Below are 21482 nucleotides of genomic sequence, written 5' to 3'. Positions count from 1 at the left end.
AACTCCCAGTTTATTATTTTTTTAAAATAAAAGAGCGGCACAGATCTTCTCCCGTTTGGCCATTCTCCGTCTCTAGCGTACGTAGCGGATCGTTATGTCCAAAACCAAAGAGGGTATTTGTAGATCGTACTAAATGATTCGTTCCCTGGTCTTGAATTTTACTACGTAGAGATATCTCAAAAGGAATAACTCCATCCGGAATATTGCGCTCATCCCCATCAATAGGCCCTTCTTTAATAGTAATATATTCTTTGTATTCATCAGGGATTTCATCAAAATATTTTGCGACTTCAATGTCAAAGTTGGAGAGCTGCAAACTCATTTTCTTCAGCCAGGCTTTAAATTCACTACTACCACTATTTTTTTCCTGAAGATAAGCGAAATAGGCAAAATTGGCAAAAGAACGACCATTGAAAATTCGAATAGGTGTCCCTTCTTTATAATAAACATAGGCTGCTAATGTAGCGAATGCGGCTCCTAAAGAATGCCCTACCAGGCAAATGTTTTCAGGTTGCACACCTGCGGATATTAAGCGTTCTATTTGCGAAATGACATCATTAATTAAATCCAGCTCACTGTGTACTTGCCCCTGACTTTTAATGACATTTTTTAAGTTAAAGGCAACAAAATTACGTTGGGTACTAAGGCACATATCATATATTTCATTATATAAATCTTGCATACACATGCCATTGCCACAGAGATAAATCACATATTTCTGCTCTGCTTTGGGTTTTTCCTTTTGTTCACTGTGGATTAACTCCATGGTTTCTAAGGAGGCACCATCAAAGCAATCTAAGGTATGAAAATCTATTTCTAACTGGTCATTTTTGCGAACTTTCTTAATAAAACTATCTTCTAGGGTTGCTGTACCTTGTAAAAAATCTCGCTTTGTAGATAAGACTTGCGCAGGTAATACCATTTTACTAACAGAGGAACCAAAAAAGTAAGAAAAGGCTGTTTTTGGCCAGTTTAAGGGATTCAATAATGATCCCGTGCCAAAAATTTTTTCGGCTCTTTTATGCGCAGAGCTTTTAGGTGAACGGGGCATAGGCAAATGTATCCTTATCTAAAATTGACTATTCGTACTTGCAATACACAAATAATGCACTTATTGAGCTATATAAATGCAGTATATATTATTTTTATCTCTTTTTAGATGATTGCTGCTAATCCTTAGCCTCAAACTATAATTAATCTAATAAGAACAATACGTTAACGATGGAAATATTTCTTCTTTTTGCTCCCCCCAGTACTTTGTTGAAATGGAAGAATTTCTCTGTTAATTTCCCAAATGAACTATTTGCAGGAACTATGTAACCCCCAACCCATTTATCAGCGTAAACTACGTTACTTCCTACTAATAATAGCTGAACACGGTTAACCTAAGGACAGGGAACATGAGAAATTTCTTTAGTAAGTTAGTAATTGGGATAGTATTATTTTTGGAGATTGTAGGAACTTACGCCGCAAGCCCTTTATGGACGTTTATGCCATTGACATCAACGAGCATTTCACTTCCCGGCAACCAAACTACCCCTGTTTTTATTAGATACAAAGTAACAAACCAAGCAAAGAAAACGCATACCTTAATAATGAACCCGATTCCGGGAATTACGCAAGAGACTTCGGAATCAGGGAGTTGCCCCAATCCATTTACTTTAAACAGCCAGCAGTCCTGTACTCTCTCATTACGCGTAATAGGTGCTAAATTACCAGGTAATGTCTTTGGCGGTCCCGTAGTATGTCAGCAGGGCAGTACCTTACAATGCTACCAACCAAGTCTCGGTAACAGTTTAAGGATTATTAAAGAAAGCAATGCAACCTATACCATTAGCGGTTCTATTACTGGATTAGCCACCAATGGCTTGGTATTACAAAATAATGGCAGTGAGAATTTAACTGTTTCAGCGGGTAGCACATCCTTCCAGTTTGCAACCCCGGTTAATTTAGGGGGAAGCTATAATGTTACCATACTGCAACAACCTCCGGGGTTAACTTGTACCGTAAATAATGGTTCCGGTACAAACGTTACCGCGAATGTAACCAATATATCGATTGTGTGTACGCCCCTCTTCCTTTATGTTGCCGATGAATCATCGCAACTCTGGCACTGCCCGATAAATAGTGCCACGGGTACTTTCAATAGCTCTTGTACTGCATTAACCAATTCCCCCGCATTTTTGGAAACTACCAACGTAACATTACAAGCATTTAATGGCATAACCTATGCTTATGTTAGTGATTACACCGATAAAATCTGGCAATGTCCACTTAATACCTCTACTGGAGGGTTTGAAGGGGCTTGTGTCGCATTAACTAATTCAACAGCATTTATTAAAACAAGCAACGTGACGTTTCAGTCTTTCAATGGCATAACCTATGCTTATGTGGCTGCTCATACAAATGCTCTTTGGCAATGTCCTATTAATCCGGCAACGGGTACATTTAGTGGAAGTTGCACGGCGCTAACCAACACAACTGCTTTTCAAGCTACGTTCTCTGTAAATTTTCAAACTGTAAATGGCAACCGGTATGCTTATATCTCTGACCTTTCAAATACGCTTTGGCAATGTCCAATAAATACAATCACCGGTACCTTTAGTGGAGCGTGCGTGGCCCTAACGAATTCACCTGCATTTTATCAAACTAATAATGTTACCTTTCAATCGTTTAATGGCAGCGCCTATGCTTATGTGAGTGATGCTTCAGATACCGTTTGGCAATGTCCATTTAACGCATCTACAGGCACTTTGAGTGGCGCTTGTACCGCATTAACCAATGTTCCAGCATTTGCACTAAGCGGTAGCGTGACTTTTCAATCATTTAATAATACTACTTATGCTTATGTGGGAGACGACAGTAATAATCTCTGGCAATGCCCTATAAATACCTCTACTGGCGCCTTTAATGGGCCTTGTGTTGGCCTAACAAACTCACCTGATTTTTTTGCTGTTCAATCTATTTTATTTAGCTTCTTTTAACTACTGACACCTAAATAACCCGCCTAGGCGGGATTATTTAGGATCTACGTTATAAGGCCCTGTTTTGGCTTAAAGAAATAAAGCATTCTCACTTCACACCGAATGAGTTGTCATTCCGAAGTTCATCCTCCCCTCTTCCTTCATTTAATAGATTTCTATATCTAACGGTTTCTCCCTTAGCATGAAGCAGATCATCAGGATTTACCTCTACTTCATCCTTATCCTTCTCTTGCTCCAATACCGCACTTTCTTCAAGGGAGCCATCAACTACCAGCTTAACTGGTTTAAGTTTTACAGACTCTAGATTAATGGCTATAACTTCTTGTTGTTGCTCTAATACTGCGCCACTGACCAATCCTTTCACTACATTATCCCTTGGGTGTACCTCACTAGCTTCTTGAGTAACGATTCTTCCTGCATTAAGAACCGAACCTTCAGCTCGCACCTCAATCGCGCGATCATCAATCATCCGATCATCAAGTCCATGTAAATGCTCACGTTGGACTAACATTTCAGTTTGTACATCATAGTATTCAGGTGGAGTGAATGCTAAATCGATGGTAGCATTTACATCTTTTTCGATAATGGTAGGTATATCGAAGTGCTCATCAAAGAACTCTATTTGCTCCTCATTAACAATAACGTGATTATCCGTAGTGAATACCCCAAAGAATTTACCTATGTTGGCAATTACTGAGCGAATGGCATTCCACTCTTCGTTTAATCTTGCTAATAATCCTTCATTGTTATCCAATTGTACTCTTACATCTTTGCATTGCTGATCAAGCTTCTCTATTTCTTCTTTACGTTGTTTTTTAAGCTCGCTTATTTCTTTCTCAAGTCTTAGGACTTCTCGATCCATTTTTAATATTTCTTTATGGCTAGAATCAAACATGATTCGTGGCTCACCTGTTACGGGATCTGGGTCAAACTTGGGTTCGCGATTTTCAACAGGTCTATAATTATTTTCTAAAAGCTCTTCAAGAGCTTTTTGCCCACGCATCTTGGCGATGGTACTATTAACTAGAACCTCCATTTCTGTCTCAGTTGTGCTTACTTTTTGCGCATCCAATGCCTCTCTAATAGCAGCCCGGATTTCTCCCCTATCAATGGGAGTTGTCTTATAGTCTTTTAATTTCTCAGGCAATGGGAAATTATTTTTATCAATTTTCTCTTCTGACCACACTTTAATACGTTCGTAAAACGCTCGTTGCTCTTCCGTAGCCACGCCAATGGAGTCCAAAATGCCATTTAAGACCATATTTTTCATTGCCTTTTGTATGGCTGTCCTGCTTTCTGCTTTATTGAGTCCAGCAGTGATGGAATAACACAAACGATCCTTGAATCTCTTTTCCATTTTATCTGGATTGGCACCTACTCGAGAAGCAAAGTTTCTACAAGCTGCCATTAACCTTTCTTGAAGTTGTTCTGCAGTAAAAGAATCCTCTCTTCTTGCCAGGAAAATGATGCTTTTAAAATGTTTAGAAAAATCATCAAACGCTTTAGTTCGTTCTTTTTGACCATCTTTGAATTTATCATCAATTTGTTCACAATAAACATCGTAGAATAAGTTTCTAAAGGCGGTATCAAAATCTTGTCCTAGGAATGTAACATCTAGATTTTGTTTTGAACCTATTTTAGCGGGTGCTCTGCTTGCTTTAAATAAAGAATCCATGGGTAATTCATTGTTATCTTTATAAGGCACGGCATCGGAATATCTTTTTTCCACTATCAACAAAAGTTTAGTTAATTCTTTATTTAAAAGCCCAGATAATTCCTCATCACTTAAGCCTGAAGCTTCGCCTTTCGCTATTTTTTCTTTATGCAATTTAAAGAGTTTGTTGAGACAATAACTAGTCCCCATCTCCAGATCATCACACCATACTTTATCAAGTTGGAATCCATAGTGAGTTGCGCCTTGAACTTTGTTTCGGGCAAACATTTTCAAATGCTTCAAGGCGAGCGCGCCCACAGGACCATTAGACCATTCTTTAGCATCTAGCGAAGATTGCATTGCCTTAGGATAACCATCAATTATGGCTTGCTTACCCATTCTAATGGCCGTTTCTCTTTCTTCTTTTTTCTGTCTGATTAATTCAGCATAATGATCCATTCGCTCATGTTTACGTTCCCTAAGGTCATGATGTGCTTTTTTAAGAGAGGCGTGTTCTTCCATCGCCTTTTCTCGTTCTTCGCCTATTTCATCCCTAATTTTCTTAATTGCCTTAGGCTTATCTCCTTTGGTGAAACGATCATTTAATTTTGAAGAAATAAACACATCCGCTTTACCATCGTTTTCGCCAATAGAGATGGTGACACCAGTCTCTTTATACTGTTCTGTATGTTCTATTTCAGTGCGCTGAATTTGTATTTTACATTCGGTAGTATTTTTTCCAGTGAAACCCCATTCAGGCAATTGAAATACGTTATCCTCCGCAGTTAAATTTTCCGTATTAGAAAAGGTAATATCCAATGTAGGTTGAAGTTGTTTGGGAGTTAATATTCCTTTAAAGGATTCTGCCAGCTCGCTCACAGTAGAACCGGATACTGGATGTCTAAAGGCGGCAAAATTCAATTTATTAACTAGTGGATCTTGTTGTAGTGAAGCGATTTCAGGACCCACGATAGGAGTTAGAACTTTTGCTTTAGATGTTTCATGCGTTTTGCTAACTCGAATGTCATAGAGACTCCAGCCTTCTTGAGGTGATGCTTTAAATTTATTTGCCTCATCTTGATTGATTAAAATAACTTTAGGATCACCTGCTTCGCGAGCGACAAAATAACGTACGGGAGGGACGGGATCCATCGTTTTATAAGTCGGGCTGCAACGAACAGAATCATCGTCTAAAAATAATTTCGTCATATGAGCTACTTTACTTGCTAAAGGTAATGCACTAATTTCTGAAGGCTGAGATAAATAAGCAACTGAAATAGGGTCAACGGTCATGTCATGTTTTAATAATCGAGCCTCAACAACCACCTCTTCATTATTAACCTCAGAGAATGAATGTGTCTGTGTTTGGCTTTGACTTTGGCTCTGACTTTGTGATTGACTTTGAGATTGGTTTTCAGTCACAGCTTCGCCTTCTGCTAACGCATTACCGCTATCAGATGGAATCACAAATTTATCGCTTAATTGAGATTCACGTCTGGCGATAATTCTCTTTTTCATTGCAAAGTAAGGATCTTTTGTATCTAAGTCTTTTTCAGGTATACCTTTACCCTGTCTTTCAGGAAGTTCCAGATCAATCCTTGCCTGGTCAACAGCCTGATAGAGCTCATCCATACGTTTCTTGAATAAAGTCTCTAAATCTTTAATAAATTGTTCTTTGGTAGTTTCTCCATATTTTCCACCATATTTGGCCTTCAAATCTCCTACGGTATTGGGAATAAATGGCAAAGAGCTAATCTCATTGAGTTTTTGCACAAAAGCACTGAAATGTTTTATTTGCTCCTCGGTTAAATTGCCAGCGCCCATTAATTTGGTTATTTCTGCTTGCTGCTGCAAGATGGCATTTTTAACAACGGAATCCAGCTCTGCTTTAAATACAGAAATATTATTTAAATCGCTTTTGAGTTCTTTTTGTCTGAGCCAAAAAGCGATATCGTTTCCTGTGAGTCCTTCTGGTCTGTCCTCTGCTGTAAGTTTTAGATCAATTAAAATTTGTTTTTTTACATTTTCAGGTACAGCGATTGAGAATGATTGACCTGCTGTCTTATCGACAATTTTTCTCATCCTCATAATAGCTTGTTTGTAATCATTATTTGTCACTGTAAAATTCAATGTTAAAACAGCATTGGCACCATTCATCTGTTTAATATCAGCACCACGAGAGTGGCTTTGATCATAATAGGTGAAATAACTTCCATTTTTATCTGATTCAGCCACCATTTCTGGAGTTAAATCAACAATAGTTTCTTTACCAGATTCATCTAAAGAAAGAACCTTTTTCATATTAGTAACGTCATCATAGAAAATAACGCCTTTTAATCCTTTTAATGGTTCGTCTTTTAGCTTTAATTGCTTGGCTATTTCAAATGCAACACCCCGATTAGAGATCTTGCATAAACCACCCACATCGATGAAAGTTCTAGTTTTTTCTTGGAATGAAGATTCAGCTAAGGCTTGAATCAAGTTAGCGGTATAATCGCCTTTCTTAGTAAAACCATCAGTATCTAGTGTTGTAGTGGTTTGACAGTTTTGTCTGCCCATAATACCTAAGGTCATATTTCCATCGGCAGCTGGGTCAAGCATATTCTGTTTAAAATGAGAGGACGTATCCCCTGCAGTACCAGAGAATCCAATGACTACATCCTGCATGGTTCCTTGCTCATAACGGTTACTGTTGGCTTTACCCGTATCGAATTTTATTTGCTCTTGGATAATTGTGCGAGCCAGCATTTTCCTAAAGGCAGTACCATCTTTATCAAGCGTTTTAAAGTACTCATGTCTTTGAGAGTTTCTGAAAATTGGATCCTGGATATCGGCTAACTCTTTCAACTTCTCAAATATTTCCCGAAACTCAGGATCGATTTGCTGACCGGATTGGTCTAAGAATGGCTTTTCACCAACTCCTGTTCGAATGGACTCAATTAAAAACTCTAAATGAGGGTCTTCATATACCTTGGTTTTAGAATCGAGATAATACAAAAAGGTTGTAATTGCGGTAACCTCTGGATTATCAAACCGCGAACCTTGGGGTTTTGGAGTATTGGCCGCTTGGTAGGGAATTGTAATTAATAATGGTTTAGTAGATTTTGCTTCACCACCGGTTCTAAGCGCATCATAATCATATTGTTTGGAACCATCTGGAGCAGTTTGAAACCAAACCCCGAAGTCTGTACCCGGTTCTTTTTCAATAAAGACACTTAGCATAACTGGATCGGTTAAAACAGCGCGCATTAGATAAATTTGTTTACAATTTGCCTGATTAACTCCTGATGGCTGCTCTTCTTCCAAAGACATAATATATTTCTTAATGCAATGCTGGGCATCATCAACGATGTTAAATTGCGCAAGTAATGCATCAGCCAATGCGTCAGGCGATCTGTCTTTTGCTGCCTTAATTGTTTGAGTAATGACTTCCAATGGATAAATTTCAGCAGAGTCCAGTGACTCTTTGATGCCCGAAGTATAGTTTACGTCCGTTGTAGCGCTATCTTGTGTCGCATCTAACTCATCAAACACGGACACAGTGGTCATAGAGCGTATTTGGTTCAATATGGCAATACATTCAATAAGTTCTTGGCGTTGCAAGGTTTCCTTAGGGTTAATTCTATTTAACATATCTAAGAAAATCTTAACTTGACACTCCATTGAGTTACGAACGTTCGGTGCTTGTACCAACACTTCACGATTTTCTCTGATTCGTTCATACAACGCGAGCCGTTTCTTCAGATCTTCTTTGGCATTTTGCAATGAATGTAAACGGGGGCTCTCTAAGCCCATATCTGGTTTAGGGTCTGCTTCGATTCGATAACGTTGGAAATCATCTTTTACGGCACGACCGCCAAGCAAATCACCTAGGCTTGAAGACATATCGGCTGTATTTGTTTCCAGTGCTGATTTAGGGACTATAAAACGCACTAATTTACTTGGATCTGTTTTATATAAAGCAACCAAGGGTAATAGAGTAGTCTTACCAAATCCCATTCGAGCTTGAGCAGAGTCAATTTTGTCTGGGTTAGTTTCTTCATCAAGCAGCAGACCACGGAAGATATTTACCTGACGGGTGTTACAACGATGACCAAACCCAGATTCGAACAAGAGATACGCTCTTTGCATTTTTCGCTCTTGCTCAACCAGCTTAGGATCGGTTGCCGTTGTATCTAAAGCAATTTCAGAATCAAGTAGCCTATCTAGTTGGTAGTTGCGTTTAATATGTAACATTGCAACTGCTTTTGCATCTTCCCCTCTTTTGAATGTTTCTTCGATATCATTTAAATGATCCAATTCAGTTTTGTAATATAACAATCGAGTCATATTATTATTCAAAGAAATTTCAATTTTCTTAAGATCAGTCCCTATAGGGAATTTGGAAAGAAGCCTGCTGTAATCATTTAAGAGATAGGCCGAATTGAGCTCAGCAAAGGTAACCTGTGGAGAGGTATTTGCCAAAATTGATTCAAGTTTATCTTTGGCCATTAAATATTCAATATTGCATTTTTCTTGAGCCTCAGTAACTTTTTCAATTAACTCGTCGCGCGCGCCTGCTTTTATAGAGTAAGTACCCCCATTAACTGCAGTTTGGTATAAAAATGTTTCCAATCTATCAGAAATAGAGCGTATTTCGCTTTGTGCAAATCCTTTTTCAACGAGATAGCTGGCAATTTTGTGAGAAGAGTAAAATTCACTAGGGTGTAATGCCAGCTGAAATTGCCCTTTCTCTTTGGGTTCTACAGCGCGAATCCAGCCATTTTGCTTCATTAAGTCAAATAACTTTGCAACGTTTTCTTCACTTAATCCCCCAAGCCCCTTATGACTTGGAGTTACGCTGAACAGTTTTTCCAGAGTTTTCTTATTAAAGACCCCATAGTTTTCGTAATAATACCCGTCCTCCTGTGCCTGGACCGATTCACCATGCTCGCTTAAATCTGTACGTAAACGTTCTTCAAGCTCAAGCTGAGCTTTATCAATAAGTTCTTGCGGATTGTTATGCAATTTAATGGTAACCAAGGAACGTGCCCCCATACTTTCAATGGGCATATCCGTTGTTCGGGTATTAATACTAATGGGTTTTTTCTCACCTGTGTCCACAGGAGTTATGGGTTTGATAAAGAAGTGATCGAGCATATTCGGAGTAAATTCGATTCTCTTTTCTTCTGGATATTTAGACTGTATTGCTGCCCATGCTTCTGATATTTTGGTTTTATCAGTAAATTCAGCTTGTAGAGTACGCCATAACTCAGAAAACTGCTCATGGGGAAACGTTCCGGGATGTTCTTTCTCTGCCCTTAAAATACCATCCATTTCTGCGAGAAATTGAGTGACTAGAGTGGTATAGGCCTCTCGATCCCATTGATCTAATCTACCATAGGCACATGCAGAGCGCTCTAACATATGATGCTGGAGTTCTGTACCAATCAACATCATTCGTGCTGCCCTATCTTCTACGCTTAGAGGTTCATTCTTTGCCAAAAACGTTTGTTTAATATTATGTAATTGATCGAGTTCAGCCGATTTCAAAGGAGCTTTGGGAATATTAGTACCTAAAAGTTTGGTTAAAACTGTAGTTTTGCCTTCGACTGAAGCAATATGAAGAATACTTTGGAAGTCTTTCGCTTTTAACAAACCACCTTGCTCGCTAAAGGTTCGCAAATAACTTGCAGCAGAGTAAGCTTGGTCCAGTTTAAACTTACCTTGTAAATAGGCGTTTTTCTTTGCCTCATACTGAGTCGCAAGAGTATCTCTATCTTTTCCGCCCGCCTTAAACTCAAGATAGGACTGCTCCATTGCCTCCTTAAGTTTAACCAGCGATTGTTCTAATTCTTCAATTTGTGGAGATTTCGCAACAAAAACAAAATACTCGGGATTAGTAATTTCTCTAATTTTGTTTTCAAGCCCACTAATTTTCTTCGCCACATCTTCTCGGGCTTGTCTACTAAGTAGACCAGTTCCTTCAAGCAATTTGACTCTTGATTGATCTTTTTCAATTTGCTTTTCGAGTAACTGCGCGTCTTTTTGAGCTGGGGTATCTCCAAGCAACATAATTTTTTCACGAGCTTGCTGAATTAAGGTGTTAATTTCCTCATCCTGGATATCCTCTTTCTCAAGAGCAGCAGGCTCCATTCCGACTTTTTCCAGCAGTGCTTTTGCATTTTTTATAATTTGTGTTTTAAGAGTGGGTACCTGTTCTTTTAGTTTTTTAATTTGCTCTTGATAATTATTAACTTCTTTTTCTTCAGAAGATGATAATTGTTTCGTAGTAAATGCACTGCCATCTTTCTTTATACTAAGGTGCATTCTTGAAGAAAGATCGGCAATGCTGTCATTATCTGATAAGAAATAACTTGCAGAAACCTCGTCATAAATTACATATTTAGCAATGGATGGAACATAAACCGTGTTCTTATTCACATTGATCATTTCATCTGCAGGGAAAATACTCGTTAAATCATGAGCAGCAGACTCTTCTACCGTATGCAAGCTGATATCAATTGATTTACCCCGATGATCTATTAATTTACCACTCCAAATATCATTATCATTCAGTGATAGCTGCAATACGGGTTTAAAGTCCGCGGTAAACCCATGGATATCCCCCTTCGCATCTACAAAATAATGTGCTGCGTTTAGTCTTCGTTTTAATGCAATAGGCACAGCACCCATTTTATCGGGCTGGATGTATTGAAGAATTTTAGGAGTACCATCTAAAATTTTTAATTCTCTTTGAATGATAAGACTACCATCTTCCTGAGGAGTAATTGAGGCTTTTATTTTATTGCCACCCTCTTCAACATTATCTTCAGAATAGATGTAGCCACCGTCTTTAGGTCTAAATGGAAGACCACCAATACCTAATTCTTGAAGGGCAATATTAGATTGAATATGCGCAGGCATCACACCTAATCTATTATTACCCATATAAAGAACGCCATGTAAAACATCTAGCGAAACCTGTCCTACCAACGTGATAAAACCAGGAAGACCTTTAGTGGATGAGGCTGTTTCAATTTCAATCTGATGACCATCAAATTTAGAATCTTTTGCATAGGCAGAAAACACTCTCGTAAAGAGTGCTGCACGTCCCTTTTGGTTAAGAGTGGCTGAGAACTGGGTGATTTGATCCTGATGTTTGCTGATATTAGTCTGTGCTAATCCCATTTCTCGCGTAAACTCAAAATTCTTTTTCAGATTAGCTATAGTTTCTTCCGTAGCTTGATCATAAGTTAATTTATAAGCCAAATTGGAGCATATTAGTTTAGCGTAGAGTTCATCTAACGTAGCCCCATCCTCCTCACTGAGTGGTTGTGGTTTATTAGTAAGATGCTCTATTTTTAGAGTCAATAGATTGATCTCTCGGACAAACCCAAAGAGTCTGTCGGTAGCATCCGGGTTTTTGTCACTTAAGGGATCATCAATAGTTAACGAATGAACAAAGGATTCTGTTGCCGTGGTTAAGGGTAGCTCTTTGCCCGTAATTTCCTTAAATGCTTTAGGGTCAATATTGGCTGCTTTAAGCAACAATTCATCGATAAATGATTCATGTGGTGCTTTTAGCGTGCAAGGCATTTTCGCTTGATTTAAGGGTAAATCTTTTAAGAAATGTAATAATTGTTCTTTTTCTTTAGTAGTGGCATTTCTAAATGCATCTAAAAATGCCCGCTCAAAGAGCTCGCGACCTTGCGTACTGTTTATTCCATCTTTTGAAAGTAGAAATGCTTGATTGGAGTAATAGTCGATAACTTGTCGTGCGAGTAAGGCATCACCGTTTCTCATACTCAGCTTATCGGCAAGCTTACGCAGTTCAGCATCTACCGATTTTTCTTTACCATAATTGATTAAAGCAACTTGTAAGCCTCTTTGCCCTTCATACAAACCTTCTAAACCAATTGGAGAGCCGTGAAGAGCAAGATCAACTTCTGTAAATAACGTAATATCAACCGGCTCTGTGCCATCTGGAGTTAACAGGCTAATTTTTCGTGACATAGCCTCATCACGAGGAATAATTAACTTTTCCCATTGCTTAATCGTAGAGTAAAATTTAGGATTAACTTTTGCATCGACACTAGGATCAATTTGTGCCAGGCTTAATTTGATTAAACCTGTTAGTAATTGAGAGCGTTCATGATTTTCTAAATCCATGAACCCTTTATCCAGACTTTGTTTTTCATCATCAGCGCGATAACGCTCCAACATGCTTTCGGCAATATCCGTTACCAATTTAGCAGGAGGTGGGTAGGGTAAATTAAAGATTTTAGAGGCAGCCGAATCACAAAATTCGAGTACCCGATCGCCTTTATTTTCTAATCCATTAAACGTTTTCAACTTGTTTAAATGTGCCGCCATTTCTTTGAAGTATTGTTCGCAATCTTCGCGAGATTCCCCCTTTAAAATAGGGGTAGGATTTTCACGCAAAAACTTCAATGTACTTCCATCAATCACTACGTTTTCATATAGTCTTAAGAAATTCTCTTTTGGTGGTTCAAAATCTTTTACCTCGGAAACAACATGTTGTCTTTCTAAGTCGTCACCGGTTAGTTTAACGGCAGCAACAGGAGGTGCATCTTTAGGTTTTGGTCGAGCATCTTCCAGTTTTTTAAATTTCGCTGCGGTTACCAGGGCGTTATTATGGCGCTCTTGACGTATTGCTTCGATATCAATTGGCTTCCATCCCATTTCTTGAATTTGACGTTCATTTAGATCTATTGGGTATCCAGACTGTTTTAGAGTTGCATACTTAATATTTGCTTTTTGTTCTAAGAAATGATGGAACAAATTATTAATGGCTTCGGTAGGGTTGGCGCTATTTTGAGCTTTGTTTAAAAGTTCAGCACGCTCAAATTTTATCCAAATAGCAAACATTCCACGAACCCATTCCTGTTTTAACTCATCGGGTATAGGCTCTTTACTCAACTCTCCAGCAATCCCATCAAGCTTTATGTACTCATTATTGCCAGATGACATAGAATCAAGATCATCGGGAGTATAATGATCTGCTTTCACAATGACCTTGCGTTCGACAATCTCAAAAGCTTTTGCTTTAAGTTTTTTATTCAGGTCCTGTATTTCGTAATACACGCTGCCAGGTAAAAATGAATTTTTTCCTAATTTGTAAAACTCAGCTCGCTCTTCAGCGGATTGCTTATACATCTCCCGGTTTCGCTCTTTCTCAGTTCCTAATCTTCCTGCTGAGAGTTCAGCCAATATTCTAAATTCAGGGTTGGTATCCATATGCGCAGTAATCACGCGCTCGCGGAATTTATTAATATGGAGATGCCGATCATTTATTTGTTTTTCAATATCATCTATTTCAAAAGCTTGGGTAATTGACATTAAATCTTTATGGACTTTTTCCAAATGCTCATCTGCAGAGGAGAATGCATGACATACAGCGTTACTCGTTTTTAAGTCAGAGTTTTTATCACTGAGTCTTCCATAAATGTCATTGGCAATTTTAATACGATTTTTTAAAGAGCCAGGAACGGTATCACCAGACTCCAGTCGCGCTAGTTTGGTCAGTACAGACTGTTTCAAACTCTCGATTTCCAGTACTTCTTTTTTAAGAAGATCGAGACGAGCTTCCAGATTTCTTAATTGGACAGAATTTTTTCCTACACCAATAATTGCTTTTTCTTCCTCAATTTGCTCCTCAAGTGAGGTAATGCGCTTGGCAAAATCGTCCTCAAGCATTTGCGTCAATTTTTCTTTAATTTCAGTAAGTTTTATCACATCGGCTTTTAGGCGATTAGTGGCCTTATCGATACTGGTAGCAAGCTTCTCTGCAAATGCTTGGCGTTGTACATCGCGTATTTTGCTCTTATATTCGGCTTCAATTGTTGTTGATGAATTACGTAAGTAATTGATAATTCCAACTACGTTAGGGTTTGTAAGCGCCTCTTTATTTGCACTTTTTGTTAAAAGGCTAAAAAATGTATCATGGTCAATTTCTCTTCGTTTACCACCTACATTTATTTCGATTTTAGTATATTCTTTTCTATCTTTACTGGTAACGAAGTTGACTACATTTGCATTCATCAGATCTTGGGCAGTGACTTTTGACACACCCCAGCTGCTTACTGATTTCAAACGCTCGCTCTCTGATTCGATATGTCGTTCGTTAACGCTTAGTTTTTGAATTTGATGGTTCAGTAGCTGAATGGTTGCTTTCCATGCCATAGCGGTAGAATGTTCGCTTAATCGGGTCAATGCCGCATCATTTATTTTGCCATTCTCATCAGTCTTTAAGGGCATAACCCCAGATTTCCAATTAAACTCAGGATCCGCGTTATATACAGCAGGTGCGAAGATTTCCTGAATTTCCGCTTGCTTATTATTCGCTTTTAAATACAAATATAAAGCTTTAGCATGATCGGCAATTTTATCATCAATCCGCCCAATCGCTATGTGTTTAGAGTTGCTTTTCAGAAGTTCCGCCTTTGCATCCAACAAGGCGTTAAAATAGGTTTTATAGTATTCAGTAGTAGGTGGTTTTTCTAATTCCGCTAAGCGCATGGATACATCATGTAGCTCATCTGGAGAAAGATATTCTGGTTCGATGCTTTTTAGCATATCTACATACTGGGAACTAATAAATTTAACTGCGTTTTCAGCCTGTACTTCCCCTTTCCTGCCACAAACATCATTTAAAATGCCTTCTTTTTGCTCCAATAACATCGCAAGTCGAACTTTTTTATAGGTCGCTTTTCCTAATTGGTATAACTCGCAGGCTTGTGATTTCTTCGCAAAGCAGTTTGAGGTATTTTGAGGTCTTTGTAATAACTCCTCAAATTGCGGTACCCCATCCGGATCAGAGAGGGCACTAAAATTTTTGATGTAATTGGAATAAATATCAGATTGAGCGTTTAGAGCAGATAATCTTTCAAAATAGCCCATCTGATCACGTTCTTCCATGGTGCTATGTCTAATATTTAAGTCTATGTGTGTTTGTGCCCAACCAGCCATTGAATTAGAGCGTACAAGTGTACTTAAATAATCTAAACCTTCAGCGGTATATAACTTATCCTCAGCAACCGTGAAGGATAATGCATTTCTACGTTGGGACTTATAGCCCATTCCCCATAATTGAAAAACCCCGGAAATAGCGCTTCCAACGTCGCCCAAAGCCTTCCATAACCCTTTGGTTCTAAGAGTATCCATAAAGCCTTTGGAACCGTCTTTAATAATGCTCACACCACCTTTGGCTAGTGCAGTATTTTCTAAGGCTCCAGAAGAGTCATAAGTGGAGAGTTTTATTTTTCCATTTTCCTTTTTGATAACCAACTGCATCGCATGGCCTTCCAAGCCAGTTTCAAGGAACAATGATTCACCATCTGGTAATTGTTTTATTGCATCTTGTAAGGATCTACTGGCAAGCTGTAGCTTTTGCTCAAATCGCTGATTTTTAATTTCAAAATCTTCTTCAACTTTGATGTAATTGTCTTTCGGCTCACCTTTTTTGGGATCGGTCTTTCGATATCCACCCCAGTCGGAACAGACGTGTTTCAACATATGGCTTAAATCTTTACTTTTCTCCATGCTGTTGTAATAACTGTCTATTTGTTCTTTTTCTGACTTTGTCAGCTTCAATCCATACTTGTCAAATTTTTCTGGATTTTCAGATAAGGATTTAAACAGCTCGAACTCAATTGAGGTGACAAGATCAGCGTCGCCACCTTTGGAGCAGGCATGCTCACTATTTAAAGGATTATCAGCAATGGGATTAACCACACCCTTGATGGCATCATGTAGGGAACGAATGGTTTTATTACTGTCTTCTGGTCTAACTAAAGACCCAATTACGGTTTTGATAGAACCGTGATTTTCATTTTCTGTTGCCGCCACCATTTGTGACGCCATTACCATCCCTAAGCGTGAATGGAGTGAATTTTGAATACTCTCTGCGTCACGCTTTTTGGTGCCGCCCACCGCGGTTAAACCTGTCGTTTCTGCTATGGTGCGAGCACCGGCATCACGCCATAGCTCTAATTCCAACTCCTCATCTTCTGTAAAACCCTCTGGAACCGGCTTCAGTTCTTTTACAGGCGCAGGCTTGGTAGTAGGTGCGGATAGGTAACCATAAATGGTTAGAGGGATATACCCCACCACCATGGCAACTCCCTTGACCAAAAACTCGCCCGTGTTTGTAGCCGCCTTAGACAGCCAACCTCCTACGGTAGTCCAAAAACCTGGTTTCTTCTTTTCCACATCTTCATATGTTCTTGGTGGAGGGGTATACAATTCAGCCTGAATTTCTTGATCGTGTTTAATTAGTTTTTGCCATTGTTTTTCTTCCCACTGCAGGTTTCCTTCATTTTTTTGAAATTCGTGAAAATCATCGAGCCATATCTGAGGATCCACGTCGGGAATTTTTTTACGCTTTTCAATTTCCGCATCTACATCAACTTTAAATAGTTCTAATTCTTCATCAGAAGCCATTAGACTTAATTTACGTTTCAGCACAAATAATTCTATATTTGATGCTTTCTGCAGCAATGCTTCTTTTACCTTTTCTTTATTTAAACCGGAAAGAACATCTTGAGTAATATTCTCAAACATCACTTGAAGCTGATCGCTAACCCTTACATTGCTTTGGAGTGCTCTTTCAACGACAATATGTTTTTCGGAGGCCGCATAAATCTGCTTTTCACGCTCCACTAACATTGCTTGCAATTGTCTTCTACGATCTAAGTCTGTAATGTTAGGTAAAATTTCTGCATAGATAATTTTTAACTGATCGAAGTCTATTCTTTTAATATAGGATTCAATAAGGTTTAGATCTATGCTAGAAAAAAGACTTGTGATTTGCTCAGCATATTTGGCCATCTTAACTCCCAGCAATTGCAATTTACTGAAACTCGTGAGATTCAATGTTGTTTATATTAAGTGTAGGACAAAAAATTCAGATGGTGTCTTTTGGCTGGGAATCTATGCGAAAATCCGTGTTATAACTGCCCCAAAGCGATTTGGAGCATGTTTAACCCCCTGGAAATTAGCTGATTCAACATTAAGATTCTGGTATAACTATTTGAATTAATCTTTTTACTATTTCCGGTTATTAGAGAAAAGGTCAAAGAAGAATGCCGTTTTTTGAGTATCAATAGGTCCGTTGAGTTATTTAGGAAGGTAAATATCACAAATAACCCCGGGCCCTTCCTAAGGAAAAGAAGCAGACCCGGGCTAATTAATTTATGCCCCAGGAGTTGAGGAAAGCGGGTCAGAGGAAAACGTGTCAGAGGACTGAGTTGAAAGAGTATCCTTAACCTTAGTTTCTTTTTTTGGTGTGAAAAATCCTATTTGTCCCACTTTAGCCTTGTCTTGTTTTTGTTCTGCAGTGCTTTCCAACATCTGATATAACCCAGCAGTTCCGTCAAGCATTAGGGCATGGCAATTTCCAAAAAAATCACTTTTATTAGAAGAAAAGGTCATCTTATTCCGTACTAGGCTAATAAAAGTAAAGTCTTCCGAGTATTGAGCCCCATATTTTGTTGTTAAGTAGCGTTCAAAGTCCCTTTGTTTTGCCACAGGAATATTTAAGGCTATTAGAAGGTTTTTATTAGGCTCGCTGATATTATCTATATTGGTAATATAATCTTCAAATGCGACTTTTAAAGCTTCTTTATTGTCATCTCGAATACACGATTGAAAATGCTCACGAGCAAAGTTTCTTAGTTCCTCTAAAATTATATCTTCAGTCAAAATACTAATAAGAGGATGCCCTAAGACCGATTGAAAAAGTCTGCGTTTGACCCCGGAGTAGCAAGAAGGCCTATCTCCCTCTAGGTCATCATATTCTTCTAGTTTCTCTTTTGCATTAACTCGTGTTTTATCCCAATTGTGAGAGCGCCCAATGAGAGCCAGCTCCTCAATATAATGTTGTAAACGAGATTCAAAAGTATGTCCCTCAGTAGGTGCAATTTCACTATCTTGGGCTGCCAACCAAAAAAGTGCAATGAGTGGCTGATAATCTTCAAAAGTAGACCACTTGGCGGAAGTTTTTTTATCCTGATAAACATATTCGGCTTCTGGATGCATCCATGGGTTAGGCTTAGATAAATAGCGCCATGCCGAATGATCTTTATTTTGATAATACGCCTTTAATGCGAGTTTGTAGTCGTTTTCATCTAATTTAAGATGTTGAAATTCTGCAAAATCCATAGGAAGAATAATTCGCTTCCCCAGCCTATCTACTATCGAAGCAGGATTTGCTGCATAACGTTCTTGGAGGCGCTCACGTAGCTGATTTATGAGCTGTCTCGTACCTATGCTTTTCAGAGTAGGCCCGTATCGTTTAATGGCCTCATCAAGACGTTTTTGCTCTCCTATGGTCAAGGCGGTCATGGACGATTCTCGATCTTTACACAACTGCGATAAATCTAATTGTCCATGTACTTCTGCACGATAATAATTATTTTCTTCAGTTAAGGACCTGACTTCGGGAATGTTTAATAGAATGGATGCTGCCTCTTGGTTTCCTGTGGTCAGAGCAAGTCGCACCAATTCATTGGATTGTCCGGAAGTAACTGCAGTATGTGCTAAGGCTTTTACCGAAGGTAGATTGAGTAAAAACTTTATCTCATCATCTAAAGCGCGGTCATTACGGCGAATTAAATTTCTTACTATGTAGAAACAAATTTTGGCTTGTTCTGAATTCTGAATATCAAAAACGCCCGTGGCAGGAACGTTAAGCGCTTCACGATGAAGAGTAGTCAAATATTGAGCAATGAATGGATTAACACTAGCCTTACCAAATTCTTCTACGTGAGCTTCTGCATAAGCAAAACACTTACTACTCTTTGAGAGCAACCAATGACCCGCTTCTATTTGCTTATTTTCTACCGATGCACGATAAGCAAAGAAATTATCCACTTCAACCATTTGACTGAATAATTGAGGCGCTTTTGATTCCAAATGCCTTAATACGCTTATATGACCATATTTTGCCCCCATTCGGAAGGCATAATAGTTTTGCGCCTGGATCATGGCGAGGACTGATTCAGATGCCTTTTCCTCCAAATCTTTAAGAACATCCACATGCCCATTGCGAGCTGCATTTTTATAGGCCGCATAGTTTTCAGAAAGGATCATTTCTAAAGTAAGCGTTGAAGCTTTAGCCTCTAAGAATGATAATATATGTGCATGGCCATGCTCCGCCCCTTTTCTGTAAGCATAAAACTCATTATCTTTAATTAGCTCTAGGACTTCTTGGCTTTGAAATTGTTGTGTATAGGTCTGTAAAAAAACTAGATTTCCTAATATGGCGAATAATGAAAATAAGGTGTTTTTACTAAATCCGAGTATTTTTGCTGTTTCTTCCAGCAAGGAAAAATTATCGGGCTGAGTTAAGGCAATTCCTAACCAGGCTTGCTTCTTCTTCCATTGATCATTGAGTTTAGGTTGATATTTCTTTAAACAGGTTATTACTTCACTGCTTCTAACCTTCATAATCGAAATGACAGACTCTTCTAAGGTTTCGTTGAATAATTGATTATCTTGCCACATTGAAGCAGGTATTAGTTTGCCTTGCTTATGCCTCATCCGCTCTTCAAGTGATTTAAATTTGGCCATATAAACTCACATAAACATTCAAAATGTTGGTATCATACCACAAGTTTCGTATTTTAAATTAACTTGTAGTCATATTGTCAAAAATTTAAACTTCAATTGAAATCATTATTAACTATAGCCTAACTAGATTCACTAGGTGGATCTTTTATGCCACATCACTGGTTTCTATTATTTAGCCTACTAATTATAAAGGGATTTCGGTATACCTAATAAAAGCTAAAGCTAAGAATTAAGCCTGTATGAGCTACACCATAATATAGAAAAACATCAATTTAATTGATCAAATATTAAATTAACTGTATCATATTCACCCTATCCACAGGGAGTTTAAATCATCCCATAGAGAGTTTATTTAAAATATCATCGGAGACACACTATGAAGTTTTTTTCTGAGCCATCAACAGCACTGCAAAGTTTGGGATTATATTCAAATGAAATTCAGTATTTGCTGGAAAAGCTAACTGGCAAGAAGGCTTGGGTCTCTTATAAAGATGATGAAAATCATATTTTAAAACTTCAAATTATTAAAAGACAAAATGGAACGTATTTTGCTCTTGTGGATGCTGATTCTTTATGCGGCATAAAAGATAAAGCATTATTCATAAGAAACGGCGTAGAATTTGGCCTCAGACAAAAAGGTCTTGACATTTCTTTTACGGAAATTGCTGTGGGTGGTCTTGTAAGTGATGAGGGACGATTAGGAATTTTTTCCAAGCTCTTGGGGAAAGTGCCTCCTGCTGTACATGAATATGTAGCATTCAAACTACCGGGTGAATCGCAGGTATTTATTGATGATCCCCGAACTGGTTTTTTTGATTGGAGAGAAAAATTTCAATCAAGAACAGATAATCAAGTTTGTTGTTTTGCTGCCTCGGCAATTTTTGTTGCCTCATGTATCGCTCTAAAGCGCGGCGATGCACCCAACACTACTCCTGAACTCTTTAAGGAAATTTATAAGAACGATGAGCTAAGAGGCCTAATTCAACAACTAGAGAATAAAGTTGGTACCTCAACTGAAACCAAACAAGAAGTCCTAGACTCTTTTATAAAAACTCTAGGCACTTTTCCATTCCCAAGGTTAGATAAAAAAGAAGAAATTAAGCTGGAAGACACACCTAGTACATTAAAGGTGTAATCGATTACTCTCTGATTTGAGTGTGACCAGTCCTCCTGCCACACTCGTCTCAGGTAAGATAAATTAGCGTTTCGATTCGATAATTTAGGACCGGTGGCTCTGGTAGCAGAGCCATAAGATTTGTTATTTTTAAACT

General features: G+C 38.4%; 5 protein-coding genes. 2 read left to right on the top strand and 3 right to left on the bottom strand.

The genetic code is table 11. The annotated features are described in order from the left end of the window. Nucleotides 1-13: 13 nt before the first annotated feature. The gene (locus BN3124_RS07990) at nt 14-1051 is read right to left on the bottom strand and encodes a lipase family protein (protein ID WP_058534272.1); all 1038 of its coding nucleotides are present in this window, start codon (nt 1049-1051) and stop codon (nt 14-16) included. Nucleotides 1052-1400: 349 nt separating this feature from the next. Between BN3124_RS07990 and BN3124_RS07985 the strand changes: the two genes are divergently transcribed. Next, on the top strand, nt 1401-2984 hold the full coding sequence (locus BN3124_RS07985) for a PQQ-binding-like beta-propeller repeat protein (RefSeq protein WP_058534271.1): 1584 nt from the start codon (nt 1401-1403) through the stop codon (nt 2982-2984). Nucleotides 2985-3072: 88 nt separating this feature from the next. Here the strand turns inward: BN3124_RS07985 and BN3124_RS07980 are convergent, their stop codons facing one another. Together BN3124_RS07980 and BN3124_RS07975 are read right to left on the bottom strand one after the other, a co-directional pair. After that, nucleotides 3073-17469, bottom strand: coding sequence for a DUF3638 domain-containing protein (locus BN3124_RS07980; protein WP_230849119.1), 14397 nt, complete (start codon nt 17467-17469; stop codon nt 3073-3075). A 363-nt stretch (nt 17470-17832) separates the two neighbouring features. After that, nucleotides 17833-20211, bottom strand: a complete 2379-nt coding sequence (locus BN3124_RS07975) for a hypothetical protein (protein WP_196398913.1) — start codon at nt 20209-20211, stop codon at nt 17833-17835. A gap of 376 nt (nt 20212-20587) precedes the next feature. Between BN3124_RS07975 and BN3124_RS07970 the strand changes: the two genes are divergently transcribed. Then, entirely contained in the window at nt 20588-21346 is a 759-nt protein-coding gene (locus BN3124_RS07970) for a hypothetical protein (protein WP_058534270.1), read from the top strand. Nucleotides 21347-21482 lie beyond the last annotated feature (136 nt).

The organism is Legionella saoudiensis, from assembly GCF_001465875.1.
Classification (GTDB): Bacteria; Pseudomonadota; Gammaproteobacteria; order Legionellales; family Legionellaceae; genus Legionella; species Legionella saoudiensis.
The sequence above is the reverse complement of the archived record's forward strand: the minus strand, read 5'-3'. Positions and strand labels throughout refer to the sequence as shown.

Excerpts from the sequence above, each read along its gene's own strand:
- BN3124_RS07990 (WP_058534272.1), bottom strand. The coding sequence starts at position 1,051 with ATGCCCCGTTCACCTAAAAGCTCTGCGCATAAAAGAGCCGAAAAAATT.
- BN3124_RS07985 (WP_058534271.1), top strand. The coding sequence starts at position 1,401 with ATGAGAAATTTCTTTAGTAAGTTAGTAATTGGGATAGTATTATTTTTG.
- BN3124_RS07980 (WP_230849119.1), bottom strand. The coding sequence starts at position 17,469 with ATGGCCAAATATGCTGAGCAAATCACAAGTCTTTTTTCTAGCATAGAT.
- BN3124_RS07975 (WP_196398913.1), bottom strand. The coding sequence starts at position 20,211 with ATGGCCAAATTTAAATCACTTGAAGAGCGGATGAGGCATAAGCAAGGC.
- BN3124_RS07970 (WP_058534270.1), top strand. The coding sequence starts at position 20,588 with ATGAAGTTTTTTTCTGAGCCATCAACAGCACTGCAAAGTTTGGGATTA.